Annotated in this window: 26 protein-coding genes and 1 tRNA gene; 18 read left to right on the plus strand and 9 right to left on the minus strand. The window is 67.7% G+C overall.

From position 1 onward, the window contains the following. Positions 1–39: 39 nt before the first annotated feature. From AC5I49_RS01515 to AC5I49_RS01525, 3 genes are all read left to right on the plus strand, one after another. Positions 40–116: transfer RNA gene (locus AC5I49_RS01515), tRNA-Pro, on the plus strand. Between the two features lie 201 nt (positions 117–317). After that, the gene (locus AC5I49_RS01520) at positions 318–668 is read left to right on the plus strand and encodes a single-stranded DNA-binding protein (RefSeq protein ID WP_012206405.1); all 351 of its coding nucleotides are present in this window, start codon (positions 318–320) and stop codon (positions 666–668) included. A gap of 134 nt (positions 669–802) precedes the next feature. Next, positions 803–1,621, plus strand: coding sequence for a MetQ/NlpA family ABC transporter substrate-binding protein (locus tag AC5I49_RS01525; RefSeq protein ID WP_016448274.1), 819 nt, complete (start codon positions 803–805; stop codon positions 1,619–1,621). Positions 1,622–1,805: 184 nt separating this feature from the next. On the opposite strand, the gene AC5I49_RS01530 is transcribed toward AC5I49_RS01525, so the two are convergent. The 6 genes from AC5I49_RS01530 to AC5I49_RS01555 all read right to left on the minus strand — a co-directional run bounded on the left by AC5I49_RS01530 (position 1,806) and on the right by AC5I49_RS01555 (position 7,255). Beyond that, a complete protein-coding gene (locus AC5I49_RS01530) occupies positions 1,806–2,531 on the minus strand; it encodes a nitroreductase (RefSeq protein WP_046240119.1) in 726 nt (241 codons plus the stop codon). 4 nt (positions 2,532–2,535) lie between these two features. Beyond that, a complete protein-coding gene (locus AC5I49_RS01535; protein WP_495788729.1) occupies positions 2,536–3,744 on the minus strand; it encodes a thiolase family protein in 1,209 nt (402 codons plus the stop codon). Further along, positions 3,741–5,243, minus strand: coding sequence for an AMP-binding protein (locus tag AC5I49_RS01540; RefSeq protein WP_495788730.1), 1,503 nt, complete (start codon positions 5,241–5,243; stop codon positions 3,741–3,743). The genes AC5I49_RS01535 and AC5I49_RS01540 overlap by 4 nt, the downstream gene beginning before the upstream one ends. After that, positions 5,236–5,829 (minus strand): biotin transporter BioY, encoded by a 594-nt coding sequence (locus AC5I49_RS01545; RefSeq protein ID WP_016448270.1) that lies wholly within the window; start codon positions 5,827–5,829, stop codon positions 5,236–5,238. The genes AC5I49_RS01540 and AC5I49_RS01545 overlap by 8 nt, the downstream gene beginning before the upstream one ends. Positions 5,830–5,903: 74 nt before the next feature. Beyond that, on the minus strand, positions 5,904–6,497 hold the full coding sequence (locus tag AC5I49_RS01550; RefSeq protein ID WP_016453289.1) for an energy-coupling factor transporter transmembrane component T family protein: 594 nt from the start codon (positions 6,495–6,497) through the stop codon (positions 5,904–5,906). 17 nt (positions 6,498–6,514) lie between these two features. Further along, positions 6,515–7,255, minus strand: coding sequence for an energy-coupling factor ABC transporter ATP-binding protein (locus AC5I49_RS01555; protein ID WP_495788731.1), 741 nt, complete (start codon positions 7,253–7,255; stop codon positions 6,515–6,517). Between the two features lie 386 nt (positions 7,256–7,641). Between AC5I49_RS01555 and AC5I49_RS01560 the strand changes: the two genes are divergently transcribed. The 4 genes from AC5I49_RS01560 to AC5I49_RS01575 all read left to right on the plus strand — a co-directional run bounded on the left by AC5I49_RS01560 (position 7,642) and on the right by AC5I49_RS01575 (position 10,766). Continuing rightward, positions 7,642–8,523: a methionine ABC transporter ATP-binding protein gene (locus tag AC5I49_RS01560; protein WP_016448267.1), complete on the plus strand. Its 882-nt coding sequence runs from the start codon at positions 7,642–7,644 to the stop codon at positions 8,521–8,523. Positions 8,524–8,574: 51 nt separating this feature from the next. Beyond that, positions 8,575–9,240: a methionine ABC transporter permease gene (locus AC5I49_RS01565; protein WP_012206396.1), complete on the plus strand. Its 666-nt coding sequence runs from the start codon at positions 8,575–8,577 to the stop codon at positions 9,238–9,240. A gap of 62 nt (positions 9,241–9,302) precedes the next feature. Beyond that, positions 9,303–10,133, plus strand: coding sequence for a MetQ/NlpA family ABC transporter substrate-binding protein (locus tag AC5I49_RS01570; RefSeq protein WP_016453286.1), 831 nt, complete (start codon positions 9,303–9,305; stop codon positions 10,131–10,133). Positions 10,134–10,217: 84 nt separating this feature from the next. Next, on the plus strand, positions 10,218–10,766 hold the full coding sequence (locus AC5I49_RS01575; protein ID WP_016448265.1) for an NADPH-dependent FMN reductase: 549 nt from the start codon (positions 10,218–10,220) through the stop codon (positions 10,764–10,766). A gap of 91 nt (positions 10,767–10,857) precedes the next feature. On the opposite strand, the gene AC5I49_RS01580 is transcribed toward AC5I49_RS01575, so the two are convergent. Then, a complete protein-coding gene (locus AC5I49_RS01580) occupies positions 10,858–11,262 on the minus strand; it encodes a hypothetical protein (protein WP_227472554.1) in 405 nt (134 codons plus the stop codon). 412 nt (positions 11,263–11,674) lie between these two features. Beyond that, complete coding sequence (locus AC5I49_RS01585; RefSeq protein ID WP_016448263.1) at positions 11,675–12,313, minus strand: FMN-dependent NADH-azoreductase; 639 nt, start codon at positions 12,311–12,313, stop codon at positions 11,675–11,677. Between the two features lie 175 nt (positions 12,314–12,488). Here AC5I49_RS01585 and AC5I49_RS01590 point away from each other — a divergent pair, with 175 nt between their 5' ends. From AC5I49_RS01590 to AC5I49_RS01620, 7 genes are all read left to right on the plus strand, one after another. Continuing rightward, positions 12,489–13,418: a LysR family transcriptional regulator gene (locus AC5I49_RS01590; RefSeq protein ID WP_016448262.1), complete on the plus strand. Its 930-nt coding sequence runs from the start codon at positions 12,489–12,491 to the stop codon at positions 13,416–13,418. A gap of 110 nt (positions 13,419–13,528) precedes the next feature. Beyond that, a complete protein-coding gene (locus tag AC5I49_RS01595; RefSeq protein WP_047326869.1) occupies positions 13,529–14,164 on the plus strand; it encodes an RBBP9/YdeN family alpha/beta hydrolase in 636 nt (211 codons plus the stop codon). A gap of 157 nt (positions 14,165–14,321) precedes the next feature. After that, a complete protein-coding gene (locus AC5I49_RS01600) occupies positions 14,322–15,323 on the plus strand; it encodes a sulfate ABC transporter substrate-binding protein (protein WP_026062880.1) in 1,002 nt (333 codons plus the stop codon). Positions 15,324–15,397: 74 nt separating this feature from the next. Beyond that, positions 15,398–16,303 carry a sulfate ABC transporter permease subunit CysT gene (gene cysT / locus AC5I49_RS01605; protein ID WP_013801696.1) on the plus strand — a complete coding sequence of 302 codons (906 nt, stop codon included), beginning with the start codon at positions 15,398–15,400 and terminating at the stop codon, positions 16,301–16,303. Between the two features lies 1 nt (position 16,304). Continuing rightward, positions 16,305–17,303 carry a sulfate ABC transporter permease subunit CysW gene (cysW, locus tag AC5I49_RS01610; protein ID WP_016453281.1) on the plus strand — a complete coding sequence of 333 codons (999 nt, stop codon included), beginning with the start codon at positions 16,305–16,307 and terminating at the stop codon, positions 17,301–17,303. A gap of 36 nt (positions 17,304–17,339) precedes the next feature. Continuing rightward, entirely contained in the window at positions 17,340–18,467 is a 1,128-nt protein-coding gene (locus tag AC5I49_RS01615) for a sulfate/molybdate ABC transporter ATP-binding protein (protein WP_016448258.1), read from the plus strand. A 98-nt stretch (positions 18,468–18,565) separates the two neighbouring features. Continuing rightward, positions 18,566–19,072, plus strand: coding sequence for a disulfide bond formation protein B (locus AC5I49_RS01620; RefSeq protein WP_016453280.1), 507 nt, complete (start codon positions 18,566–18,568; stop codon positions 19,070–19,072). Between the two features lie 3 nt (positions 19,073–19,075). On the opposite strand, the gene dhaL is transcribed toward AC5I49_RS01620, so the two are convergent. Next, a complete protein-coding gene (gene dhaL / locus AC5I49_RS01625) occupies positions 19,076–20,872 on the minus strand; it encodes a dihydroxyacetone kinase subunit DhaL (RefSeq protein WP_495788732.1) in 1,797 nt (598 codons plus the stop codon). Positions 20,873–21,166: 294 nt separating this feature from the next. Between dhaL and rpiB the strand changes: the two genes are divergently transcribed. The 4 genes from rpiB (at position 21,167) to AC5I49_RS01645 (ending at position 25,031) form a co-directional block, all read left to right on the plus strand. Continuing rightward, the gene (gene rpiB / locus AC5I49_RS01630) at positions 21,167–21,640 is read left to right on the plus strand and encodes a ribose 5-phosphate isomerase B (RefSeq protein WP_012206383.1); all 474 of its coding nucleotides are present in this window, start codon (positions 21,167–21,169) and stop codon (positions 21,638–21,640) included. 2 nt (positions 21,641–21,642) lie between these two features. Next, positions 21,643–23,145, plus strand: a complete 1,503-nt coding sequence (locus tag AC5I49_RS01635; RefSeq protein WP_495788733.1) for a sugar ABC transporter ATP-binding protein — start codon at positions 21,643–21,645, stop codon at positions 23,143–23,145. Between the two features lie 63 nt (positions 23,146–23,208). Continuing rightward, positions 23,209–24,270 carry a substrate-binding domain-containing protein gene (locus AC5I49_RS01640; protein ID WP_252651841.1) on the plus strand — a complete coding sequence of 354 codons (1,062 nt, stop codon included), beginning with the start codon at positions 23,209–23,211 and terminating at the stop codon, positions 24,268–24,270. After that, on the plus strand, positions 24,267–25,031 hold the full coding sequence (locus AC5I49_RS01645; protein ID WP_252651842.1) for a GolD/DthD family dehydrogenase: 765 nt from the start codon (positions 24,267–24,269) through the stop codon (positions 25,029–25,031). The genes AC5I49_RS01640 and AC5I49_RS01645 overlap by 4 nt, the downstream gene beginning before the upstream one ends. The last annotated feature ends 15 nt before the right edge of the window (positions 25,032–25,046 follow it).

Below are 25,046 nucleotides of genomic sequence, written 5' to 3' on the forward strand. Positions count from 1 at the left end.
CCCTGAAGGCCCGTTTTTAGTCCCTATAATTCAATGCTTCGGCGTGTAGCGCAGCCTGGTAGCGCACTTGCATGGGGTGCAAGGGGTCGCGAGTTCGAATCCCGCCACGCCGACCACAACGCAAAGCTCCTGACGGAAACGTCAGGAGCTTTTTGCTTTGTACGTTCGATTTTGCGCGCGATTGTGCCTTGCGGCGAAGGGCGGGTGCAGCTCCGCCAGGCGGCTCCCTCGCGGATGGCGAGGGTAGCCAGCGCAGAAAACTCCATGCACCGTGAAGATGCGCCGCCAGGTCTGGATGCGTAAGACCTGCACCTACAATGGCGTCTTTTGTAACTGACGATTTCTTCCTGGTCTCGCACATGATGGATGGACTGATTACCGGCAGACTCACCGGTACGCCCGAACACCGCAGCGACCGCAATCGGCGCCCCTTCATGGTGGCCCGCGTGCGTTCCGAGGCATCCGATGGCACTTCCATCCCGGTCAATGTGGTTGCATTCGACGCCCAGGCCTGCGAGGTGCTGCGCAATCTGATCGAAGGCGATGCCGTGGCGCTGCGTGGCAGCTTCACGCCCAAGGTCTGGATAGACCGCCAGGAGCAACCCCATCCCGTACTGGATGTCGTGGCCCACCAGGTCATGGCAACGCCCGAGTTCCAGGACCGCTGACGCCCGCGCTGCGGCGCCGGTTGTGAGCTACTGAAAAAACTGTCTAGCCGCAGTGTGCCGGTACGGTCGCCGTGCGCTGTGTTGGCGCTACAGTGTGCGCCTGTGTTTTTGACAGGTTACAAGGAACCGCATCCATGCCCACCAAGCGCCATTTCCTCCGCCGCACGCTCACGGCCGCCGCGATTGCCAGCACCGCCGCCATGACCCTGCTGGCCATGCCCGCGCAGGCGCAGGACAAGCCCATCAAGGTCGGCGTCACGGCCGGCCCGCACGCCCAGATCATGGAGCAGGTCAAGAAGGTCGCCGAGAAGAACGGCCTGAAGATCCAGATCGTTGAATTCGGCGACTACGTGCAGCCCAATGCCGCGCTGTCGGCCGGTGACCTGGACGCCAACAGCTACCAGCACCGCCCCTACCTCGACGCCCAGGTGCGCGACCGCGGCTACAAGATCGGCTGGGTGGCCGACACGGTGAATTTCCCCATCGGCATCTATTCCAAGAAGATCAAGCAGCTGGCCGACCTGCCCCAGGGCGCCAAGTTCGGCATCCCCAACGACCCCACCAACGGTGGCCGCGTGCTGCTGCTGCTGCAGGCCCAGGGCCTGATCAAGCTCAAGGAAAGCGCGGGCCTGAAGGCCACGCCGCTGGACGTGGTCTCCAACCCCAAGAAGCTGCGCTTCGTGGAGCTGGACGCCGCCCAGCTGCCACGCTCGCTGGATGACCTGGACGCCTCGGCCATCAACACCAACTTCGCGATCTCGGCAGGCCTGAACCCCAAGACCGATGCCATTGCGCAGGAAGCCGCCAAGAACCCCTATGTGAACATCCTGGTCGCGCGCGATGCCGACAAGGGCAAGCCCTGGGTGGCGCAGCTGATCAAGGCCTACCACTCCGATGAAGTGCGCCAGTTCATTGATGTGCAGTTCAAGGGGTCGGTGATCCCTGCGTTTTGATAGGAAGCACCCCCTGAGCGGCTGACGCCGCTTCCCCCTCTCTCGCTTCGCGGGAGGGGGACGACACCCTCGCTGCGGGGCGGCCCTTGCTCGGTGTCCCTCGCTATGTGTTGCGCCGGTTTCGGTCGCCGTGTTCAGTGCGAGCGAGGGCTGAATTGCAAAAGCTGCCATTGGCAGCTTTTTTTCATTCTCCCAGTACCCTGAAGTATTCGGTCAGCGGTGCGCGGGTGGTCTGGGTGCGGTTGACGGGGGCGGCCTCGTCGGGCCAGCCCAGGGCCAGGCCGCAGACGATGTGCTCGCCGGGCGGCAGGTCGAGCACGCGGCGCACGGTGTCGGGGTAGGAGGCCAGGGCGCCGATGGCGCAGCTGCCAAGGCCCTGGGCGGCTGCGGCCATTTGCAGGCCGTACAGGGTCATGCCCAGGTCCATGTAGCCGCCTGCGCCGAAGCGGGCGTCGATGCTCACGACCAGGGCCACGGGCGCATCGAAGAAGCGGTAGTTGCGGCCGAACTGCGCGTCGCGCCCTGCGCGGTCCTCGCGGGCCACGCCCAGGGCGCTGTACAGGGCCTGGGCCGACGCCACCTGGCGCTTGCGCAGCGCCATGGGCATGGGGCGGGGGAAGTAGCCGTAGTCTTCGCGCTCAGGTGCTCCGCCTTGCCAGTCGGCCAGCAGCGCCTGTGTGAGTGCGCCGCGCAGGCTGCCGCGCACCTGGATGAACTGGCCGGGCTGCAGGTTGCCGCCGCTGGGCGCCCGGCGGGCCGATTGCAGCAAATGGTGCAGCAGCGCGTCCGGCACGGGATCGGGACGGTAGGCGCGCACGGAGCGGCGCGCGTGCACCAGGGCCTCATGCGCATCGCCAAAGGGAAGGGTGTCGGACGGTGGGTTGGCGGACATGGGAAATGCGGAGTCCATGGATTCAAAGCGCCTGCACCAGGCAGGCCGCGCCTATGCCGCCAGCCCCTGCAATGGCGGCCAGGCCCAGGGCCGGTCTGTGGGCTGCTGGCGTGCGGTGCAGGTCTGAGAGCATGCGCACCAGCGCAACCGCGCCCGATGCGCCTATGGGATGGCCGCGCGCCAGGCCACCGCCGCCAGCGTTGAGCTGCTGCAGCGGCAGGCCCAGGGTTTCGGCAAAGGCCAGGGCCTGCACGGCGAAGGCATCGTGCAGCTCCACAGCCTGGAGCTCTTCCGCAGTCAGGCAAGGCAGCTGCAGCGCTGCGGCTGCACGCTCCAGCACCTGCTGGGCCGCCAGTGCGGCGGCGACCAGCGGTGTTTCGGGCGCATGGCCCAGCGAGGCACTGGCCACCCAGCGGGCGCGTGGCTGCAGGCCCAGGCGTGCACAGGCCTGCGGCGTGGCCAGCAGCACCAGGGCTGCGCCATCGGCCTTGGGCGAGATGGTGGGCGTGCTCAGCGCATGGCGCTGGCGTGCATGGGCGTCAACGGCGCCACCCGCTTCGGCCACCACGGGCATGCGCGCAACGCGGGCCGGGTTCAAGGCGCGCGGATAGGCGTCGTGGTCCAGCCCCGCCATGGGCACGATCTCTTGGGCCAGCCGGTCGCGGTGCGCGAGCGCCTGCGCGTGGCTGTGGATGGCATGGGCCTCCTGAACGGCGCGGGTGATGCCATGGGCCAGCGCATGGTCGGCGGCCGATTGCAGCAGGTCCGGGTCGCGTGCGGGATCGGGGGCGAAGGCGGGGCGTTCAAAGGGCACGGGCAGCTCGCCTGCATGGCGCGGGCGCGTCTGGCGGATGGGGGCACGGCTCCAGGCCTCGGCACCACCGGCCACCACGATATCGGCTTGGCCCGACAGCAGCAGGCCTGCAGCCAGGGCCACGCTGTCCAGGCCCGAGCAGCACTGGGTATCCACGCTGTGTGCTGCGCAGCGCTCGGGCAGGCCCGCAGCCAGGGCCAGCATGCGGGCCGGGTTGCCGCCTGCGCCCAGGGCGTTGCCTAAGACCACGGCATCCACGGCATCCACGGCCCGGGCAGGCAGGCCGGCCCGGGCCAGCAAGGCCTGGAGCACGGGCGCGCCCAGCTCGTGCGCCGCAAGCTCGCGCAGCGCACCGCCCACGGGGGCGACGGGGCTGCGCGCCCAGGCCAGGATGACGGGGGCGTCGTGCGGGTTCATGGCAGGGGCAGCAGCGCGGGTTCGCCGGGCAGTGCCCGGCCAGTGTCCGTGGCGGTGGCCGCCAGCGCGCGCGCCAGACGGCCGTGGTCGGTCTTGCCGCTGGCGGTCTGCGGCCAGTCGGTGCAGCTCCACCATTGGCGCGGCAGCTTGTAGCTTTCCAGCCGGTCGCGCAGCCAGGCCGCCAGCGCCTGTGCGGAGCCTGCGGGCGCGGCGCCGTGCCATTGCACGACGGCGTGCACCTGCATGCCGCGCAGCGCGTCGGGCAGGCCTTGGATGGAGACCTGGGCGACGCCCGGGTGCGCGGCCAGCAGGGTTTCGACTTCCTCGGGGAACAGGTTCTTGCCCTGGGTGACGAGCATGCGGCTCTGGCGCCCGGCCAGGCACAGCTGGCCGTCGGCATCGATATGGCCCATGTCGCGCACGGACAGCCATTCGCCGTCGCGCAGCGCGGCCGTGCCGTCGCGCGCCTCGCCCACATAGTCCATGAACAGCATGGGGCTGCGCATGTAGATCAGGCCGTCCTCGCCCGGCTGCAGGGGCTGGTCGCCGGGCTGCCGCGTGGCGGGGCGGATCTGCAGCTGCACATTGCTGAAGGGCCGGCCCACGGCCTGGGGCGGGGCCTGTTCGTCGGCCTCCATCCAGGCGATGAAGCTGGCTTCCGAGGCGCCGTAGAACTCGATGATGCGTGCGTGCGGAAACAGCGCGCGCAGGGCCGGGGTCTGGGCGCGCATCCAGCGCGCGCCGCTGATCATGATCAGCTCCACCTCGGGGATGGGCGCCAGCGCGCGGTGTGCGGCCCATTGCAGCATCAGCAGCAGCTGGCTGGGCACGGCGACCAGGCAGGGGGCTTCGCCGCGCGCCAGCGAGGCCAGGCAGCGCGCCGCCGAGAACCGCTCCTGCACCACGGCGCCTTCGCCGCACCACAGGCCCTGCATCACGCCGAACAGGAACAGCGAATGCGAGATGCGCCCGGGCGCCATGGTGCGCTGCGCGGCCACGGGGCCGAAGTCCTGCAGGCAGACGCGAAAGCTCTCTGTCCACGAACGGTGGTGGCGCATGAAGCCCTTGGGCAGCCCGGTGCTGCCCGAGGTGAAGCCGGTGTAGAAGGCGCCGGTGGCCGTGGCCTCGGCCAGAGCGCTGGGCGCCGTGGGCAGCCAGCCCTCGATGCGGCTGCGCACGGCATCGGGCCAATCAGGATCGGCCACGGCGGCGCAGCGGCCGCTGTGCAGGATGGCGAGGAATTCGACGATTGCATCCACGGTGCTGGCGCTGCCGCCCGTGTCCACCAGCAGCATCTCTGGCGCCTGGCCGGCCACCAGCGCGGCCGAGCGCTGCAGCACGGCGGCATGCAGCGCGGCAAAGCTCCATTGGCCGGCCTCGCTTTGCAGCGCCATCGCATCGGGGCGCTGCCGGGCCCAATGCTCCAGCGGGCCATGGACCAGGGTCCACGGGTGCTGCAGCGGCGCGGCCAGCGGGTGGGGCGCGGATGGCTCAGCCATGCTGGCGGCCTCCGAACGGCCAGTCCGGCATGCCGCGCGCCACCGTGTGCACCACCAGGGCGCACAGCACGCACTTGACCAGATCGCCGGGCACGAACAGCAAGGTGGCCATGAAGGCCTGCGACAGGCTGAGCTTGGCCATCAGCATCAGCCCCAGCACGCCGAAGGCATGCAGGGCCACCAGCCCGCCCAGCGCCGAGGCCGCAAAGGCGCTGAGCGCCGCGCGCCGGGGCGATCCCTGGGGCAGCGCACGCATGACCAGGCCGGCAATGCAGGCCGCCAGCGGGTAGCCCAGCAGGTAGCCGGCCGAGGGCGCCATGAAGACGGCAATGCCGCCGCGCCCGCCCGACAGCAGGGGCAGGCCCACGGCCACGGCCGCAAGGAACAGCAGCATGGACTGCATGCCGCGCCAGGGGCCGAGCATCACGCCGGCCAGCATCACGCCCAGCGACTGGATGGTGATGGGCACGCCCAGCGGCAGGTCGATCTTGGGAATCAGGCCCATGACGGCCATCAGTGCCGCGAACAGCGAGACCTGGGCCATGGAGCGCGCCGAGGCGCGTGAGACGGTGGAGGGAGCGGTCATGGAGAGTTCTCGCTGTCGGTCAGGAAGGGCAGTTCAGCAGGGCAAATCGGAAGGGCAAATCGGCAGGGCAGGCCTCAGCGGCCCAGGCGCGCCCACAGCGCATCGGACACGCGGCGCGTGGCCTGCAGCATGTGGATGGTCAGCGGCGCAATCAGGCGCAGGCCGCCGGCGCGGCCCGTGCGCAGCCGGTGGGCATCGTCCATGCGCTTCCACTGCACGAAGAAATGCTCGGTGAAACGCAGCATCAATGCCAGCTGCAGGGCCACCTGTTCGGGGGAGATGCCGATGCGCTCCAGCGGCGCCAGCAGCCGCTCCAGCACATCGACCAGATCGCTGGGGCGCGTGCTCACGGTCAGCGCCATGCCCAGCGTGGAGGCGCAGACCAGGCGCAGCGCGCTGGCGGCGGCCAGGGCGTAGTGCTGCATCCACACATGGAAGGCAGCCACCAGCAGGGCGGCCACGGTGACCGACAGCATGAGCCGCCGTGCGCCCTCGGTGGCGCGGCCCAGCGACAGCCACAGCAGGCCGCAGGCGGCGCCGGCCATGGCCAGCAGCCACGGTGAATCGATGAGGAACAGGCCCGTTCCCAGCAGCGCCATGAGCAGCAGCTTGCGGCCCGCACTCCAGGCATGGAGCCAGCTGGTGTATTCGCTGTAGAGGCTTCCCATGGCGGCCGGCTCCTGCGTCAGGACTGCGCTTGCAGCCGGCGGGCCACGTCGGCTTCATAGGCCGCGCAGACCGCGTGGCCGGGGCCGTCTGCGCGCACTTGGCCACGCTCCAGCCAGAGCACGCGGCCAAAGCTGCGCACGTGGTCCAGCACATGGGTGGAGACCAGCACCTGCTGCTCGGCGGCTGCAATGTCGCGGGCCAGCCGCGCCTGGCCCGGCAGGTCCAGGCTGGCGAAGGGCTCGTCCAGCAGCAGCACGCGCGGCGCGGCAATGAGCAGGGCCAGCCAGCACACCTGCTGGCGCTGGCCCTGGCTGAGCCCGGCCACGGCGCGCGGAGCCCAGTCGGCCAGGCCGCGGCTGGCCAGCAGGGCGCGGGCGCGCTCCGTGGCCTCGCGCCGCGAGATGCCCGAAGGGCGCAGACCCAGGGCCAGCTCTTCCTCCACGGTGGGGAAGATGATCTGGTCGTCGGGGTTCTGGAACATCAGCCCGACCTGGCCCGGCCGCCTGGCGCGGGCCTCGTGCAGTTCGGTGCCGTCCAGTAGCACGCGCCCGGCCTCGGGCGCATCCAGGCCGCACAGCAGCCGGAACAGACTGGTCTTGCCCGCGCCGTTGTCGCCGATGAGTCCCACGCGCGGCTCGTCCAGCTGCAGGTCCAGGCCATCAAAGACGGTTGTGATGCCACGCCGCAGGCGCACCGCTTCCACGCGCAGGCTGGCGGCGCAGGCGGGGCAGTCGGCAGTTCGGGAGGATTCAGGCATGGCGAATGAAAGCGGGTACTTACCTGTAATGCACGCAACCACAAGGAATCTTGCCGTTGTACAGGCCTGTCGGGGGCGGATTCTAGCAATGCCGTCCAGGCCGTACATCAAGGCTTGAAAGACGGCAATCGATATAAGCACCGTATTTTTTATTCTTTTGTTTGAACAACGTTTTGCAACACACTCGTTAGAACACTAATGACGGCAGATCCTGGGGATTCGCCTGTGCTTGGCGACGACGCAAGACAACGCATGCCCATCGGCTTGCAACTGCGTCCAACTGCGCAGCACAGGGCCCGGAAATTGCGCGCCATTGCCTGGAGATGGCGGTGCAAAGGCTGCCGTTGCCGATCCCAGGACCGTTTTCACTGCCGAACCGAGACTCCATGACCGTCCAGACCGCCGATTTCGCCCCGGAAAACGCGCTGATCCGCCTGCGCGACCTGCAAAAGAAATTTGTAACAGCCGATGGCAAGCACTTCGATGCCGTGCGTTCGGTATCACTGGACATCGGCCAGGGCACGGTCTTCGGCCTGATCGGCAAGAGCGGTGCGGGCAAGTCCACGCTGCTGCGCCTGATCAACCTGCTGGAGCGCCCCGACAGCGGCGAGGTGGTGGTGGCCGGCCAGCGCCTGACCGACCTGGGCCGCCGCGCGCTGCGCGAGGCGCGCCAGAACATCGGCATGATTTTTCAGCAGTTCAACCTGCTGCAGAACGCCAGCGTGTTCGAGAACGTGGCCTTTCCGCTGCGCATCCATGGCGGCCACTCGCGCGCCCAGATCGAGCAGCGTGTGCGCGAATGCCTGGACATCGTGGGCCTGGCCGACAAGGCCGGCAGCTATCCGGCCCAGTTGTCCGGAGGTCAGAAGCAGCGCGTGGCGATTGCGCGCGCCCTGGCGCCGCGCCCGCAGGTGCTGCTGTGCGACGAGCCCACCTCGGCGCTGGACAGCGAGACCACGCGCTCCATCCTGGCTACGCTGGCGGACATCAACAGCCGCCTGGGCGTGACCATCGTCATCGTCACGCACGAGCTGGCCGTGGTCGATGCGCTGTGCAGTGAAGTGGCCATCATCGAACAGGGCCAGGTGGCCGAACGCTTCACGCTGCCCGCCCTGCCGCAGGGTCGTGCCTACGAGGCGCCGCAGCGCGCCACGCTGCTGGGCAGCGAACTCGAGGCCCTGCGCGTGGAGCGCGCCGACAAGGCCCTGCGCGAGCGCGGCGCCACCCGCCCCGTGGTGCTGCGCGCCGTGGGCGGCTCCGAGCACTGATGGGGTCTTCGCCTCTTCCTGTTTTTCCCTTCTTTTAGCTTCCGCATTCCCATGTCTGAAAACATCGTCGAAATCCTGCCCGAGCTGTGGCTGGCCATGGGCCAGACCCTTTTGATGCTGGGCATCGGCCTGTCGGCCGCCGTGCTGATCGGCGGCCCGCTGGGCGTGCTGCTGTTCCTGCTGGGCCCCGGCCAGTCGCTGGACAACCGCCCGGCCTTTGCCGTGCTGAACTGGACGGTCAATACCGTGCGGTCCTTCCCCTTCATCATCTTGCTGGTCGCGCTGGTGCCCTTCACGCGCTGGCTGGCCGGCACCTCCATCGGCCCGCTGGCTGCGGCCGTGCCGCTGTCCGTGGCGGCCATTCCCTACCTGGCACGCCTGGTGGACCAGTGCCTGCGCGATGTGCCGCGCGGCGTGATCGAGGCCGCGCACGCCATGGGCGCCTCGGAGCTGCAGATCGTCTGGCGCGTGCTCATCGTCGAGGCGCGTTCGGGCCTGGTGCTGGCGCTGACCGTGCTGGCCGTGAGCTTTCTGTCGTACTCGGCCATTGCCGGCGTGGTGGGCGGCGGCGGCATCGGCGATCTGGCCATCCGCTACGGCTACTACCGCTTCCAGACCGATGTGATGGTGCTCACCGTGACCATCCTCGTGGCCATGGTCCAGGTCATCCAGTTCGTGGGCAACACGGCGGCCCGCCGCCTGGACAAGCGCGGCTGAGCGCGCTGTCCAGACCCGCTTTCTTCTTTCTTCCCGCTCCCTCCCAAAAAAAGGATTCCGACATGACCGCATCCCTTTCCTTCGTGCGCCGCCACCTGCTGGCCTCGGCCGCCGCCCTTGCCGCTGCCAGCGTGCTGGCGCTGCCCGCCCATGCCCAGGCCGACAAGAAGCAGCTGGTGATCGGCGGCACGGCAGGCTCCAACATCGACCAGCTCAAGCAGGGCATCGTGCCGCTGCTGCAAAAGAAGGGCTACCAGGTCAAGCTGGTGGAGTTCAACGACTACGTGCAGCCCAACCTGGCGCTGGCCCAGGGCTCGCTGGATGCCAACTTCTTCCAGCACCGTGTCTACCTGCAGAAGTTCGCGGCCGACCAGAAGCTGGACCTGGTGGAACTGGTGCAAGGCCCCATTGCCCCCCTGGGCGTGTACTCCAAGACCCGCAAGACCCTGGCCGAGGCCAAGGAAGGCGACCGCGTGACCCTGCCCAACGACCCGAGCAACCTGGCCCGCGCGCTGGTGCTGCTGGAGCAGGCCGGCCTGATCAAGGCCAAGCCCGGCATCGACCCGCTGCGCGTGTCCGAAAAGGACCTGGCCGAGAACCCGCGCAAGCTCAAGTTCATCCCGCTGGAAGCCGCGCAGCTGCCGCGCTCGCTGGGCGATACCGAATACGCCATCATCAACGGCAACTTCGCCATCTCCTCGGGCCTGAAGCTGACCGAGGCCGTCTCGCTGGAAAAGACCCCCGACCACTACCTGAACGTGGTGGCCATCAAGAAGAAGGACCAGGGCGCGGCATGGGCCAAGGACCTGGCCGAGGTCTACCGTTCGGCGGAGTTCAAGGCCGTGGTGGACAGCAAGTTCCAGGGCTATGCCAAGCCCACTTTCCTACAGTAAGCGCCGTGCAGGCAGCCACATAATGGCTGCCTGCGGGAGGTACGCCTCCCACCCGTTTTTCGCCACTTCCTCCAGGAGCAATGCATGAGCCAGATCAAGGTCGCTGTCATCGTGGGCAGCCTGCGCAAGGATTCCTTCAACCGCAAATTCGCCGACGCCATTGCGCGCCTGGCACCCGAAGGCCTGGTCTTCGAGCAGGTCGCCATCGATGCCCTGCCGCTGTACAACCAGGACCATGACGGCAATGAGGTGGACGTGGTCAAGCAGTTCCGCGCCCAGATCCAGTCGGCTCAGGCCGTGCTGTTCCTGACACCCGAGTACAACCGCTCGATTCCCGGCGTGCTCAAGAACGCGCTGGACCAGGGCTCGCGCCCCTACGGCAAGAGCGTCTGGGCCGGCAAGCCCGCTGCCGTGGCCGGCGTCTCCGTGGGTGCCATCGGCACAGCGCTGGCGCAGCAGCACCTGCGCAATGTGCTGGCCTACCTGGACATGCCGACGCTGGCCCAGCCCGAAATCTTCATCCAGGCCAAGGACGGCCTGTTTGCCGAAGATGGCTCCATCGGCGCCGGCAGCCGCGACTTCGTGAACGGCTTCGTGCAGAAGTTCGCGGCCTGGGCGCGCAAGCACCAGTGAGCGGTGCGGCAAGGCCGCTCAAGACACAAAAAAGCCCGGCAATGCCGGGCTTTTGCGTTGCGGCTCCTGTGAGCGCAAAGGTCAGGAAGCGTCAGGAAGCGGGAGACGGGTTGGCAATCGCCGCAGCAGGGCGCGCGGCGGACGACGCCTTCTCGCGCGCCTGGGCCTGGTCGATGGCGTCGATGATCACCACGCCCGTCGACTTGACACCGGGCGCCGAAAAGCCGGCACCGGGCGTCACACCGGGATGGGCCAGCAGCTTGCGGGTCATTTCCTGGTTCAGCTGTTGCTGGCTGGGCTTGGCGGGGGTGGGCGCTGCGGCGGGCTGCTCGGGCTCCTCGGGCGCAGGTGCCTCGTCGGTGTTGCGCACATAGCTGCGGTACACGCGGGAATTGAGCTGCTCCTGATCCTGCTCGCGCTGGTACTGCAGGAACTGGTAGACGCCAATGCCCACCACGGTGATGGCCAGCAGGGACACGGCAATCACCGTGATCACCAGGTTTTCATCGGACGGAGGGCGGGCATGGACAGGGCCGCGGGGCCGGACATGGGGGCGGGGACTTGTGGCTGGCATGGATGGAGCGCAGGGAAAAACAATGAGACTGCATGGATATCGGCAGGTCTGCCGGCTTTCTGAAATGCAGTCGGTTCGTGTCGGACAAGGCCGCAAAAAAGCAGCGATGGCCCAGCCTATCAGCTTCACGTGTCTGTAAAAGCGCGCAGCGCATTGCATTTTTCAAAGGAGGCGCTAGGGCGGATACCTCTTTTATTCGCACCAGTCCATCGGGAGCAATCCGGGCTGCCCGGGGCCGGTCGCTCTCGGGCGCCGTCCAAAGAAAAAGCGCCGGGGCCGAAACCCAGGCGCTTGTTCTTTGGGCGTACAGCCCTCGGCTGACCGCGATCCGCAATCAGGCGGCGATGGCCGCTTCCTGATTGGCGGCAGCCGCTGCACGCACGATGTCGTTGCGGGCCGATTCCAGGGCCTTGGCCTTGGACTCATCGCCCATGGCCACGCCTTCTGCGCGCACGATGCTCACATCGGTGATGCCCAGGAAGCCGAACACCGTCTTCAGGTAGCTTTCCTGGTGCTCCAGGGCCTGGCCCATTTCGCTGGTGGAGTACACACCGCCGCGCGTGGAGGCCACGATGACCTTCTTGCCCTTGGCCAGGCCTTCGGGGCCGGCTGCGGTGTAGCGGAAGGTGCGGCCGCCCTGGGCGATGCGGTCGATCCAGGCCTTGAGCTGGCTGGAGATGGTGAAGTTGTAGAACGGAGCGCCGACCACGACCACATCGGCCGCCAGGAACTGGCTCACCAGGGCTTCGGAGATGGCGTTCTGTGCGCGCTCGGCTTCCGTCGTGGCGGCCTGGCCGGTGCGAAAGCCCATGGACACTGCGTTCAGGTGGTCGGGGGCGTTCACGGCCAGATCCAGGTACTCGACCTTGGCGCCGGGGTTGGCGGCGACCAGGGCAGCCACGGTCTGGGCGGTCAGCTGGCGGGACACCGAAGCGGCGCCGGTAATGGAAGAGTCGATGTGCAGCACTTGCATGGAAAAGCTCCTGGGATGTCGGTTGGGATCGCGGTTGGGATCGGCCATTCGGGAAAGCTTGTAGGGCCGATGATGGGATCAATTGTGAATTTGGACAGAGTCTTTGATAAGCCGCAGAAATTGCGATAGATTGTCCTGAATTTGCAGCCAATGAGCACAGGGAGGGACGAGCGACATGATGGATCTCAACGACATGCTGTACTTCGCCGAGGTCGTGGAGCGCGGCGGCTTCGCCTCTGCCGGGCGGGCGCTGGGCATACCCAAGTCCAGGCTGTCGCGGCGCGTGGCGGAGCTGGAGGCCCGGCTCGGAGTGCGCCTGCTGCAGCGCACCACGCGCAAGCTCTCGCTGACCCAGGTGGGCGAGGCCTATCTGCGCCATTGCCAGGCCATGCGCGATGCGGCCCTGGCCGCCGCCGACACCGTGGCCGAGGTGCAGACCGAGCCGCGCGGCACCATCCGCGTGAGCTGCCCCGTCACCCTGGCCCAGACCGTGCTGGGCGAGCTCATGCCCCAGTTCCTGCAGCGTTGCCCGCTGGTGCATGTGGAAATGCAGGTGACCAACCGGCCCGTGAACCTGGTGGAGGAGGGTATCGACGTGGCGCTGCGCGTGCGCCCCAGTCTGGAGGACAGCGGCTCCATGGTCGTCAAGCGGCTGGATGTGGCGCGCCAGATCCTCGTTGCCAGCCCGGAGCTGCTGGAGCGCCAGGGCACGCCGCGTGCACTGGCCGACCTGCAGCACCTGGACAGCATGTCCATGTCGGCGGTGGATGGCCAGTCCAGCCTGCTGCTGGTCGGCCCCGAAGGCCGCGAGCAACGCCTGCAGCTGCAGCCGCGCTATGTGGTGGATGACCTGCTGACGCTGAAATTCGCGGCGCTGGCCGGCAGCGGCATGTGCTGGCTGCCCGACTACATGTGCCATGAGGAACTGGCCGAAGGCCGGCTGGTCCATCTGCTGCCGGGCTGGGAGCCGCCGCAGGGCATCGTGCATGCGGTCTTCCCCTCGCGGCGCGGCCTGGCGCCGGCCGTGCGGCATTTCCTGGACTTCCTGGGAGAGACCGTGCCGGGGCGAAACAGCCACGCCACGCGCGAGCCGGTGGCGCGCTGAGGCTGCACCCCGCCACGCCATAAGAAAACAACAAATCGTTCGTTGGGATCGTCGGCGGCGTTCTCCACAATCGGGGCCCATGTCCAGCAATGGACAGTCCAGGAGAACCCATGAATCCCCACCGCATCATCATCGTGCCCGGCTGGCGCAACTCCGGCCCTGACCACTGGCAAAGCCTGTGGGCACAGCAGCTGCCGCATGCCGAGCGGGTGGAGCAGGACGACTGGCTCGTGCCGCACCGCGAACCCTGGGTGGCCGCGCTGGAGCAACTGGTGCTGTCCCGGCCCGAGCCCGTGGTGCTGGCCGCCCACAGCCTGGGCTGCATCACGGCCGCGCACATGGGGCCCGAGGCCAGCGCCCGCGTGCAGGGTGCGCTGCTGGTGGCGCCGGCCGATCCCGAGCGCCGCGCCCAGCTGGCCGACTTTGCGCCCGTGCCCTATGCGCCGCTGCCCTACCGCAGCGTGCTGGTGGCCAGCAGCAACGATCCCTACTGTCCGATCCGCCGGGCCGGCGCCTATGCGCGGGCCTGGGGAAGCGAGTTCGTGCGGCTGCAGAACGCGGGGCACATCAATGTCGAATCGGGTTTCGGCGACTGGCCCCTGGGCTTGGCGCTGCTGCAGTCGTTGATGCAGGGTGACAGCTGGCAGCCCGCGCAACCCCGGCCTGCCGTGCGTGCGCCGCGCGTTGCCGGTGCACGGGCAGCGGTGCCGGCAGGCGCGGGCGCCCCCTGGGCCGCCGGGCTGTGAGGTGGCGGCTGGCGAAGACGGTGGGCCAGGCTTCTTATATGGAAGCAGGCCATTAACAAACAAAAATATATTCTTTTGAGTTTTAAGCCAGCGTTCGCACAATGTGACTGTCTGTGAATCCACCGCAGAGATGTCCACTAATAAAAGGCAGCGAACCATGCATTCTTTGAAGCTCAAGACTTTGTTGGCCACCCTGGCGCTGGCCGCCGCAGGAACCGTATCGGCGCAGAACCAGCTGCTCAACGTCTCCTACGACGTGGCGCGCGAGTTCTACAAGGACTACAACGCCGCCTTCGTCGCCCACTACAAGAAGACCAAGGGCGTGGACATCAAGGTGGACCAGTCGCACGGCGGCTCCAGCGCCCAGGCGCGCGCCGTCAACGACGGCCTGGCTGCCGATGTGGTGACCTTCAACACCACGACCGACGTGCAGTTCCTGGCCGACAGCGGCGTGGTCGCCAAGGACTGGGCCAAGAAATTCCCCAATGACGCATCGCCCACCACCTCGACCATGCTGTTCCTGGTGCGCAACGGCAACCCCAAGAACATCAAGGACTGGAGCGATCTGACCCGTCCCGACGTGAAGGTCGTGGTGGTCAATCCCAAGACCGGCGGCAATGGCCGCTACGCCTACCTGGCGGCCTGGGGTTCGGTGCGCGAGAAGGGCGGCACCGACGCGCAGGCGGCCGAGTTCGTGCAGCAGCTCTACAAGAACGTGCCCGTGCTGGGCAAGGGCGGTCGCGATGCGACCAGCATCTTCCTGCAACGCAACATCGGCGACGTGCTGATCACGTTCGAGTCCGAAGTGGTTTCCGTGGAGCGCGAATTCGGCAAGGGCAAGGTCGATGCCGTCCATCCCTCGGTGTCCATCGTGGCCGAGAACCCCGTGGCCGTGGTCGAGCGCACCGTGGCCAAGAAGGGCACGGGCCAGCTGGCGCACGACTACCTGGCCTGGCTGTACTCCGACGAGGCCCAGGAAATCGCCGCACAGCACGCGCTGCGCCCCCGCTCCGAGGCCGTGCTCAAGAAGCACGCCGACGTGTTCAAGCCCATCAAGCAGTTCACCGTGGCCAAGTACTTCGGCTCGCTGTCCGAAGCCCAGAAGGTGCACTTCAACGACGGCGGACAGTTCGACAAGATCTACGTCCCCGGCAAGTAAGCACGCAAGCAGGCATGAAGGCGGCGAAGTCCGCCTGAGGCCCCCTCCCCACACTGGCTGATTTGGAATCCAACATGGTGTCTGCCGTTCCGACCAGCCCAAGGCCTGGCGCCGACGCTCCTGTGCCCGCACCGTCCGGTGCGGCGCGCAAGGGGCGCGGCGCCAAGCGCGTTTTGCCCGGCTTCGGGCTGACCTTGGGCTATACGCTGTTTTATCTGAGCCTGATCGTGCTGATCCCGCTGTCGGCACTGCTGTTCAAGACCTTCTCGCTCACCTGGCCCCAGTTCTGGGAGGCCGTGGCCTCGCCGCGCGTGCTGGCCTCGTACCGGCTGACGTTTGGCGCCTCGTTCGCGGCGGCCTGCGTGAACCTGGTGTTCGGCCTGCTGATCGCCTGGGTGCTGGTGCGCTACAAGTTTCCGGGCAAGAAGATCGTCGATGCGCTCGTCGATCTGCCCTTTGCCCTGCCCACGGCCGTGGCCGGCATTTCGCTGACCGCCTTGCTGGCCGGCAATGGCTGGGTGGGCCAGTACCTGGAGCCCTACGGCATCCAGCTGGCCTTCAATCCGAACGGCGTGGTGATTGCGCTGATCTTCATCGGCCTGCCGTTCGTGGTGCGCACGGTGCAGCCTGTGCTGGAGGATTCGGAGAAGGAGCTGGAGGAGGCCGCCACCAGCCTGGGCGCCTCGCGCTGGCAGATCTTCTACAAGGTGATCCTGCCGGCCATCACGCCCGCGCTGCTCACGGGCTTTGCCATGGCCTTCGCGCGCGCCATCGGCGAGTACGGATCGGTCATCTTCATCGCGGGCAACATGCCCATGATTTCCGAGATCACACCGCTGATCATCATCGGCAAGCTGGAGCAATACGACTACGCCGGCGCCACGGCCGTGGCCGTGGTGATGCTGCTGTTCTCCTTCGTGATGCTGCTGGTCATCAACGCGCTGCAGGCATGGCAGCGCAAGCATTCGGGAGGGGCTTGAGATGGCGTTGTCTCCACAGGAAGCATTGCTTCTCAAGATCATTGGCGCGGTGCTGGTCGCCGTGCTGGTGCTGTACAGGCTCACGGCGCCCCCGAAGGGCCGGCGTGAAAAGCTCTCCACCACCGAGCCGCGCGCTGTGCGCTGGATTCTCACGGGCATTGCGCTGACCTTCATCGGCCTGTTCCTGGTGCTGCCGCTGGCGGCCGTGTTCACCGAGGCGCTGCGCAAGGGCTGGGATGCCTATGTCGCCGGCCTGCAGGAGCCCGATGCCTGGTCGGCCATCAAGCTGACCCTGATCACGGCGCTGATCGCCGTGCCGGTGAACCTGGTGTTCGGCGTGGCGGCGGCCTGGTGCATTGCCAAGTTCCAGTTCCGTGGCAAGGCCTTTCTGATCACGCTGATCGACCTGCCGTTCTCGATCTCGCCCGTGGTGGCGGGCCTGATGTACGTGCTGGTGTTCGGTGCCCACGGCTGGTTCGGCCCCTGGCTGGCCGAGCATGACATCAAGATCATCTTCGCCGTGCCCGGCATCGTGCTGGCCACCATCTTCGTGACCTTCCCCTTCATCGCGCGCGAGCTGATCCCGCTGATGCAGGCGCAGGGCAGCGACGAGGAGCAGGCCGCCATCGTGCTGGGCGCCACGGGCTGGCAGACCTTCTGGAAGGTCACCGTGCCCAACATCAAGTGGGGCCTGCTGTACGGCGTGATCCTGTGCAATGCGCGTGCCATGGGCGAGTTCGGCGCGGTGTCCGTGGTCTCGGGCCACATCCGTGGCCAGACCAACACCATTCCGCTGCATGTGGAGATCCTCTACAACGAGTACCAGTCCGTTGCCGCCTTCGCTGCCGCATCGCTGCTGGCTCTGCTGGCCCTGGTGACCCTGGTCATCAAGTCGGTGGCCGAGTGGCGTGCCGAGCACCAGGCCAAGGCCGCAGCCGAGCTGCCTCCCGAGCGCCCCACGCCGGCTTCCCAGGCATCCCGTGTGCCGCAGGTGTCCTGAGGCCCGCCCCGACCAGAAAAGAGCAAGAGCAAGACCATGAGCATTGAAATACGCAACGTCAGCAAGCAGTTCGGCGATTTCCAGGCCCTGCGCGATGTGAGCCTGGACATCCAGTCCGGCGAACTCATCGCGCTGCTCGGCCCTTCGGGCTGCGGCAAGACCACGCTGCTGCGCATCATCGCGGGGCTGGAGACGCCCGACGTGGGCAGCATCCACTTCAGCGGCGAGGACACGACCGACGTCCATGTGCGCGAGCGCAACGTGGGATTCGTGTTCCAGCACTACGCGCTGTTCCGCCACATGACGGTGTTCGAGAACGTGGCCTTCGGCCTGCGCGTGAAGCCCCGCAGCCAGCGCCCCAGCGAAGCCCAGATCCGCGACAAGGTGATGAGCCTGCTCAAGCTGGTGCAGCTGGACTGGATCGCGGACCGCTTTCCGTCCCAGCTGTCGGGTGGCCAGCGCCAGCGCATCGCGCTGGCCCGCGCCCTGGCGGTGGAGCCCAAGGTGCTGCTGCTCGACGAGCCCTTCGGCGCGCTGGATGCCAAGGTGCGCAAGGAGTTGCGCCGCTGGTTGCGCCACCTGCATGACGAGCTGCATGTGACCTCCATCTTCGTGACCCACGACCAGGAAGAGGCACTGGAAGTGGCCGACCGCGTGGTCGTCATCAACCAGGGCCGCATCGAGCAGGAAGGCACGCCCCAGCAGGTCTGGGACAACCCGGCCACGCCCTTCGTCTACGGCTTCCTGGGCGACGTCAACCTCTTCAAGGGCCGCGCCAGCGATGGCCGTGTCTACCTGGACGACGGCACCCAGCTGGACAGCCACGACGCCAAGGGCGCCAGCGACAGCAAGGCCTTCGCCTATGTGCGCCCGCACGATCTGGAGGTGGAGCGCTACTCGCCAGGACAGAACCTGGACGTCCAGGGACGGCCCACGGGCATCGTCGTGCAGCTGGCCCGCGCCATCGTCGTGGGGCCCATTGCGCGCCTGGAACTTATTCCATCGGAGAGCACCGAAAGCACGGACAATGCCGAAGAGGGTGGCCTGATCGAGGCGCAGATTCCTGCGCAGCAGTTCAGGGACATGGCGCTGCGCGAGGGGGAAACCCTGGTGGTGACACCGCGCCGCGCCAAGGTGTTCCTGGACGAGGCGGCTGGCATCTGACGGCGCGGCAACGGTTTCCTGCACCCGCTGAACAGGGCTGCAGCGCCGGGCCGGCGCCGCAGCCCTGATTTCATTCAACCGGGTGACGAAAGACAAGAATGCTTCAATGGTTTGACAACGCTCCGCGCCGCATCCTGGCGCTCATCAGCCTGGCCTGCGTGGCCATGCTGGCCTTCGGCATGTATCTGCAGCATGTGGTCGGGCTGGAGCCCTGCCCGATGTGCATCGTGCAGCGCTATGCATTGATCGGCGTGGCCATCTTCGCGGGCCTGGGCAGCGCACGCGGCGGGCGCGGCTGGCTGATGGGTTGGGGCATCGCGGCGCTGGTCGCCGCAGGCTTTGGCGCCTTCGTCGCCGCGCGCCAGAGCTGGCTGCAGTGGTATCCGCCCGAGTTCGCCACCTGCGGCCGCGACTTCTACGGAATGATCGAGAACTACTCCATCAGCCGTGCCGTGCCCATGATCTTCCGTGGCTCGGGTGACTGCGTTGCCGTGGACTGGAGCTTCCTGGGCGGCTCCATCGCCAACTGGTCCTTCATCTGCTTCGCAATCATGAGCGTGGCCGTCTTGGTGCTGCTGGTGCGCGGCGCTGCCCGCAGGCGCTGAGCCCTAGGCTGAGGCTTGCGCCAGTCGCCGCTGCAGCGACTGCGCCAGGGTGCTCAGAATCAGCCAGCAGGACGTGGCGCCCGCGTCCAGCACGCCGATGGAGCGCGGCCCCAGCCGGGCCGAGCGCCCGATGCGGGCCTGCAGGTGGCGCGTGGATTCCTTGCCCGCTTCGGCCGCGGCCTCCATGGCCTGCAGCGCTTCGCGGAAACCGGCGCCGGCCTGCAGCGATTGCCGGTAGGCCTGCAGGGCCGGGGCCAGCGTATCGATGAGGGTCTTGTCGCCCACCCGGGCCTTGCCCATCCCCTGCACATCGGCGACGGCCCGCGCCAGCGCCTGGCCGAACAGGGCGGCATCCATCTCCTGCTCCGGCCCAAGAACATCGGCGAAGCCTTGGAAGAAGCTGCCGTACAGCGGGCCCATGGAGCCGCCGATATCGTCCATCAAGGCCTGGGACAGCTGCTGCAGCGCCGCAGGCAGCTGCGCCGCCTGGCCGGCGTCCATGGCATCGAGCCGTGCGCCGCAGCCGGAAAAGCCCTTGGCCATGTTGATGCCGTGATCGCCATCGCCGATCAGGCCGTCGATCTCGCTCAGGAACTCCCGGTGGCCGACGATGGCCGTGATCAGTTCACGCACGATGCTGCCCGCGCCATCGAGCGCGATGGCCGGCCCTTGGCTGGTGCGCCTTGCGGCTTGGGGGCGGGCGGTTTGTGCTTGTTCCTGCGCCTGTGCCGGCGTCCGTGCCGGAACAGAGGGCGGCGTTGGAATGGCGTCCTGCGGCTGGGGCGGCAGCCCGCCGGCCAGGGTCAAGGCGACTGACTGGCAGGGCGCCTTGAGGCAGGCTTCCAGCGCATCGTCCAGCTGCATCAGCGTGAGTGTGATGCCCATCATCTCCAGCGAGGTGAAGAGATTGCCCACCAGCCGGAAGGCCACATGAATGCCGCGTTCTTGCAGGCGCCGGGCGACCTCGCCATAGAGGATGTACTGCTCCATCAGCGGCGTGGCGCCCAGGCCGGACAGCAGCACGGCCACGCGGTCGCCCGGGGCGAAGGGTAGGTCGGGCAGCAGGGTGTCCAGCATGCGCTCGGCCATATCGGCCGCCGTGGCCGTGCGGTGCACGGACATGCCGGGCTCGCCATGGTGGCCTATGCCCACCTCCATGCTGCCGCGCTCGATATGGAAATTGGCCTTGCCCACGGCGGGAATGGTGCATGCCGACAGGCCGATGCCGATGCTGCGCGTGCGGGCCATGGCGTGCCGGGCGATGGCGATGACTTCGTCGAGGCTGGCGCCCATGGCCGCCCGGGCGCCCGCCACCTTCCACATCAGGATCTCGCCGGCCACGCCGCGGCGGCTGGCCTCGTCGCCCCGCGCGGCAGAAGGCACGTCGTCGTTGGCCACCACGGTCCTGACCGCCATGCCTTCGGCCGCGGCCATCTGCACGGCCATGGCCACATTCATGTTGTCGCCCGCGTAGTTGCCATACAGGCAGGCCACGCCTGCGCCGCCATCGGCCGCGCGCATGGCGTCGTAGAAGCTTCTGGCCGTGGGGGACGAGAAGACCTCGCCCACGGCGGCGGCGTCGCACAGGCCTGCGCCCACATAGCCCAGAAAGGCCGGTTCGTGGCCCGACCCGCCGCCCGTCACGATGCCCACCTTGCCCCTGCGTGGCGCGCCATGCAGGCGCACGACGCGGGCATTGCCTGCGTCGATGCGCAGGGTGTCGCCATGGGCGGCGATCCATCCCTGGAGCATGTCCTCCACCACCCGGTCGGGGTCGTTGATCACGCGGTTGGTCGTCATGCCTTTGTCTCCTCCAGGTGCGGTCCCGGCGGGTTTGCCGAAGACTGTTCATATGATCATTGAGTGGTCATTTTTGATTTGTTGAAATTGGCATGTCAATGCCTTTTGGCTATTCAATAGCCAAGGGAAAACGATAGGATTTGATGAATTTTGTAGAAAATTCAACGGGTTACGTATTCATCTTGCCGGATCACATAGCTATCGTTGTTTGACAACTGCTCTTCGATTGAGAAGACTCTCGTAAAACATTGATCAAATGATCATGTGTTGGTCTTTTGTAATGAAGGGGATGCCATGAAGCTGGCCATCGGCTGCGACGAAGCCGCCTGCGACCTCAAGAACGCCGTGAAGCAGCATCTGCTGGCCCAGGGCCACGAAGTGGCCGACTTCGGCACGCACGACGGCGAGCCGGTGCTCTACCCCGACATCGGCATCGCGGTGGCGCAGGCCATCGTCCAGGGCCGCCATGAGCGCGGCGTTCTCCTGTGCGGCACGGGCATAGGCATGGCCATTGCGGCCAACAAGGTGGCAGGCATCCGCGCCGCGCAGGCCCATGACACCTATTCGGCCGAGCGCGCCAGCCGCAGCAACGACGCGCAGATCATCACGCTGGGCTCGCGCGTGATCGGGGTGGAGCTGGCCAAGGCCATCGTGGACCGCTTCCTCGCATCGCGCTTCGATGGCGGCAGCTCGGCCCTGAAGGTGGATGCCATCACCGGCTTCGAACGCTCGCAGGCCGCCGCGGCCGGGCGCGGGCAGGGCGCGTGACCATGGACACCGGCACCCGCACTGGCACCGCACTGCTGCAGGCGCGCGGCGTGGCCAAGAGCTTTGGCGGCGTGCCTGCGCTGCGCAACGGCTGCCTTGAGCTGCAGGCCGGCAGCGTGCACGCGCTGTGCGGCGGCAATGGCGCAGGCAAATCCACCTTCCTGAACATCGTGATGGGCCTGTTGCGGCGCGATGCCGGCGAGATACTGCTCAAGGGCCGGCCGGTGGATTTCGCCACGCCGCACGAGGCGCTGGCGCACCGCCTGTCCATCATCACGCAGGAGCTGTCGCCCATCCCGGGCATGAGCGTGGCCGAGAACATCTTCCTGGGCCGCGAGCCCCGGCGCGTCGGCGTGGTGGTCCGCCATGCCGCGCTGCTGGAGCAGGCGGATGCGCTGCTGAGGCAGCTGGGCTTCGATATCGATCCGCGCGCGCAGATGGGCCGCCTGAGCCTGGCGCAGACCCAGCTGGTGGAGATTGCCAAGGCCCTGAGCCGGCAAAGCGAGCTGATCATCATGGACGAGCCCACCTCGGCCATTGGCGAAAGCGAGACCGCCATCCTCTTCGACGCGATACGCCGCGTGACCGCGCAGGGCGCCGGCATCCTCTACGTGTCGCACCGCCTGACGGAGATCTTCGCCATTGCCGACAGCTACACGGTGTTCCGCGATGGCGGCTTCGTGCAGACCGGCGCGCTGGCCGATATCGACCGGCGGCAGCTGGTGAAGCTCATCGTGGGCCGAGAGGTCCGCGCTGCCGCCAGCGAGCGCAGGGCTGCGGCGCCGGGCGAGCCGCTGCTGTCGGTGCAGGGGCTCACGCGCCGGGGCGAGTTCGAGGACATCAGCCTGGACGTCGCCCCCGGCGAGGTGCTGGGCATCTACGGACTGATGGGATCGGGCCGCAGCGAATTCCTCAACTGCCTGTACGGCCTCACGCGCGCCGACCAGGGGCAGGCGAGCCTGGGCGGGCTACCCCTGCCGCGCGGCAATCCGGCGGCGTCGATCAAGGCGGGCCTGGCCCTGGTGACCGAGGACCGCAAGGCCACGGGGCTGGTGATGAGCTCCTCGGTGCGCTTCAACACCAGCTTGCCCGCACTGCCGGGCCTGCAGCGCGCCGGGGTGGTGGATGGCGCGGCAGAGCGCGTGCTGGTGGGCGGCCTGCTGCAGCGCCTGCGCGTGAAGCTGGCCAGCCCGGCCATGCCGGTCTCGGGCCTGAGCGGCGGCAACCAGCAGAAGGTGGTGCTGGCCCGTTGCATGGCCACCAATCCCGTCTGCCTGCTGTGCGACGAGCCCACGCGCGGCATCGACGAAGGCGCCAAGCGCGAGGTGTACGCCTTCCTGGCCTCGTTGGCCGAGCAGGGCCATGCCGTGGTGGTGGTGTCCTCCGAGGCGCCGGAACTGCTGGAGCTGAGCGACCGCATCGCCATCTTCCGCAAAGGCCGGCTTGACCGCGTGGTGGCCGGCCACGGCATCACGCAGGAGGCGCTGATGCACCTCGCGTCCTGAGCCTGGGCGATGCCCGTGCTGCGTTTTTCCCCTTGCCTTTCACAACACACAGGAGACATGACCATGCCGTTTTTCCGCTTCACCACCGTGCTTGCAGCCGCGCTTGCCGGTGGGCTGTTCCTGGCCGCAGCGCAGGTCCGGGCCCAGGCTCCGGCCCCGCTGTCGGCACCAGCACCAGTACCAGTACCAGCACCGGCCAAGCCCTATCGCATAGGCGCGGCCGTCTATGGGCTCAAGGGCGAGTTCATGCAGATGTGGACCAAGGAGCTGAAGGCGCATCCGGCCGTGAAGGACGGCACGGTGCAGATCACCGTGTTCGACGGCAACTACGACGCGCTGACGCAGAGCAACCAGTTCGACACCATGATCACGCAGAAGTACGACGGCATCCTCTTCGTGCCCATCGACCTGAAGGCGGGCGCGGCGCCCGTGCACAAGGCGGTGAAGGCCGGCATTCCCGTGGTGGGCTCCAACACGCGCGTGCAGGGCGATGTGCTGACCTCCTACGTGGGCAATGACGATGTGGTGGCCGGCCGCATGCAGGCCGAGGCATTGATGAAGGCCATCGGCGGCAAGGGCAATATCGTCGTCATCGAGGGGCCCATAGGCCAGTCGGCACAGATCGAGCGGGCGCGCGGCAATGACGAGGTGCTGGCCCGCCACAAGGACGTGAAGGTGCTGGCGCGCAAGACCGCCAACTGGTCGCGCGCCGAATCCATGGGACTGATGGAGAACTGGCTGACCGCATTCCCGGGCCAGATCCAGGGCGTGATCGCCCAGAACGACGACGAGGCCCTGGGCGCGGTGCAGGCCATCAAGACCAAGGGCATCGATATCAAGACCATTCCGGTGGTGGGCGTGGACGGCGTGGCCGCCGCCATCACGGCCGTCAAGCGCGGGGAGATGACCACCAATTTCCAGGATGCCCAGGCCCAGGCGCAGGGCGCGCTGGATGTGCTGCTGCGCCAGCTTGTCGGCCCGTCCTACCGGCCGCGCTCGGTGGTATGGAGCGAGTATGCCCAGGCCATGCCCTGGGGCGATGGCACGGCCAAATCCTACGAGGTGCCCTGGACCGCCATCGTGCCCGCCAATGCCGACGCCTTCTTGCAGAAGGTGCGCAAATGAGCGCCGCCGGCCTGGAGCGGGACTTCGACGGCCGCACGGCCCTGGTCACCGGCGGCGCGGGCGGCATCGGCCTGGCGATTGCCCGGCAGCTCGCCCAAGGCGGTGCGCGTGTCGTCCTGGTGGACCTGGAGCGGCAGGCACTGGACGTGGCCGCTGCCAGCCTGGCGGAGCCCCGGCGCCACCTGGCGCTGGCGGCGGATGTGACCCGGCCCGAGGGCGTGGAGCAGGCGGTGGCCACGGTGCTGGAGGCCACGGGCCGCATCGACATCCTGGTCAACAGCGCCGGCGTGGCGCTGCTGGAGCCGGCCGGCGAAATCAGCGAGGCGGCCTGGGAGCGCACGCTGGCCGTCAACCTCACGGCGCCGCTGCTGCTGGCCCAGGCGGTGGCACCGGCCATGCGCCGCCAGCGCCACGGTCGCATCATCAACCTGGCCTCGCAGGCCAGTGTGGTCGCGCTCCGGCGCCATGCCGCCTATTGCGCCAGCAAGGCGGGCCTGGTAGGGCTGACGCGCGTGCTGGCGCTGGAGTGGGCGTCCGACGGCATCACCGTCAACGCCATCTCGCCGACCGTGGTGGACACGCCGCTGGGCCGCCAGGCCTGGGCCGGTGAAGCGGGGGAGGCCATGCGCGCACTCATTCCCACGGGCCGCTTTGCGCAGCCCGAGGAGGTGGCGCGGCTGGCCGTGTTCCTGGCCGGTACGCACGCCGGCATGCTGACGGGCGAGAACATCGTCATCGACGGGGGCTACTCCATCCAGTGAGCGGCCTGCCGGCCC

The sequence above is a fragment of the Delftia sp. genome, from assembly GCF_059499305.1.

What these genes read in the sequence shown, in the direction of transcription:
- AC5I49_RS01520 (WP_012206405.1), top strand. Translation starts at nt 318, where the DNA reads ATGGCGTCTTTTGTAACTGACGATTTCTTCCTGGTCTCGCACATGATG.
- AC5I49_RS01525 (WP_016448274.1), top strand. Translation starts at nt 803, where the DNA reads ATGCCCACCAAGCGCCATTTCCTCCGCCGCACGCTCACGGCCGCCGCG.
- AC5I49_RS01530 (WP_046240119.1), bottom strand. Translation starts at nt 2,531, where the DNA reads ATGGACTCCGCATTTCCCATGTCCGCCAACCCACCGTCCGACACCCTT.
- AC5I49_RS01535 (WP_495788729.1), bottom strand. Translation starts at nt 3,744, where the DNA reads ATGAACCCGCACGACGCCCCCGTCATCCTGGCCTGGGCGCGCAGCCCC.
- AC5I49_RS01540 (WP_495788730.1), bottom strand. Translation starts at nt 5,243, where the DNA reads ATGGCTGAGCCATCCGCGCCCCACCCGCTGGCCGCGCCGCTGCAGCAC.
- AC5I49_RS01545 (WP_016448270.1), bottom strand. Translation starts at nt 5,829, where the DNA reads ATGACCGCTCCCTCCACCGTCTCACGCGCCTCGGCGCGCTCCATGGCC.
- AC5I49_RS01550 (WP_016453289.1), bottom strand. Translation starts at nt 6,497, where the DNA reads ATGGGAAGCCTCTACAGCGAATACACCAGCTGGCTCCATGCCTGGAGT.
- AC5I49_RS01555 (WP_495788731.1), bottom strand. Translation starts at nt 7,255, where the DNA reads ATGCCTGAATCCTCCCGAACTGCCGACTGCCCCGCCTGCGCCGCCAGC.
- AC5I49_RS01560 (WP_016448267.1), top strand. Translation starts at nt 7,642, where the DNA reads ATGACCGTCCAGACCGCCGATTTCGCCCCGGAAAACGCGCTGATCCGC.
- AC5I49_RS01565 (WP_012206396.1), top strand. Translation starts at nt 8,575, where the DNA reads ATGTCTGAAAACATCGTCGAAATCCTGCCCGAGCTGTGGCTGGCCATG.
- AC5I49_RS01570 (WP_016453286.1), top strand. Translation starts at nt 9,303, where the DNA reads ATGACCGCATCCCTTTCCTTCGTGCGCCGCCACCTGCTGGCCTCGGCC.
- AC5I49_RS01575 (WP_016448265.1), top strand. Translation starts at nt 10,218, where the DNA reads ATGAGCCAGATCAAGGTCGCTGTCATCGTGGGCAGCCTGCGCAAGGAT.
- AC5I49_RS01585 (WP_016448263.1), bottom strand. Translation starts at nt 12,313, where the DNA reads ATGCAAGTGCTGCACATCGACTCTTCCATTACCGGCGCCGCTTCGGTG.
- AC5I49_RS01590 (WP_016448262.1), top strand. Translation starts at nt 12,489, where the DNA reads ATGATGGATCTCAACGACATGCTGTACTTCGCCGAGGTCGTGGAGCGC.
- AC5I49_RS01595 (WP_047326869.1), top strand. Translation starts at nt 13,529, where the DNA reads ATGAATCCCCACCGCATCATCATCGTGCCCGGCTGGCGCAACTCCGGC.
- AC5I49_RS01600 (WP_026062880.1), top strand. Translation starts at nt 14,322, where the DNA reads ATGCATTCTTTGAAGCTCAAGACTTTGTTGGCCACCCTGGCGCTGGCC.
- cysT (WP_013801696.1), top strand. Translation starts at nt 15,398, where the DNA reads ATGGTGTCTGCCGTTCCGACCAGCCCAAGGCCTGGCGCCGACGCTCCT.
- cysW (WP_016453281.1), top strand. Translation starts at nt 16,305, where the DNA reads ATGGCGTTGTCTCCACAGGAAGCATTGCTTCTCAAGATCATTGGCGCG.
- AC5I49_RS01615 (WP_016448258.1), top strand. Translation starts at nt 17,340, where the DNA reads ATGAGCATTGAAATACGCAACGTCAGCAAGCAGTTCGGCGATTTCCAG.
- AC5I49_RS01620 (WP_016453280.1), top strand. Translation starts at nt 18,566, where the DNA reads ATGCTTCAATGGTTTGACAACGCTCCGCGCCGCATCCTGGCGCTCATC.
- dhaL (WP_495788732.1), bottom strand. Translation starts at nt 20,872, where the DNA reads ATGACGACCAACCGCGTGATCAACGACCCCGACCGGGTGGTGGAGGAC.
- rpiB (WP_012206383.1), top strand. Translation starts at nt 21,167, where the DNA reads ATGAAGCTGGCCATCGGCTGCGACGAAGCCGCCTGCGACCTCAAGAAC.
- AC5I49_RS01635 (WP_495788733.1), top strand. Translation starts at nt 21,643, where the DNA reads ATGGACACCGGCACCCGCACTGGCACCGCACTGCTGCAGGCGCGCGGC.
- AC5I49_RS01640 (WP_252651841.1), top strand. Translation starts at nt 23,209, where the DNA reads ATGCCGTTTTTCCGCTTCACCACCGTGCTTGCAGCCGCGCTTGCCGGT.
- AC5I49_RS01645 (WP_252651842.1), top strand. Translation starts at nt 24,267, where the DNA reads ATGAGCGCCGCCGGCCTGGAGCGGGACTTCGACGGCCGCACGGCCCTG.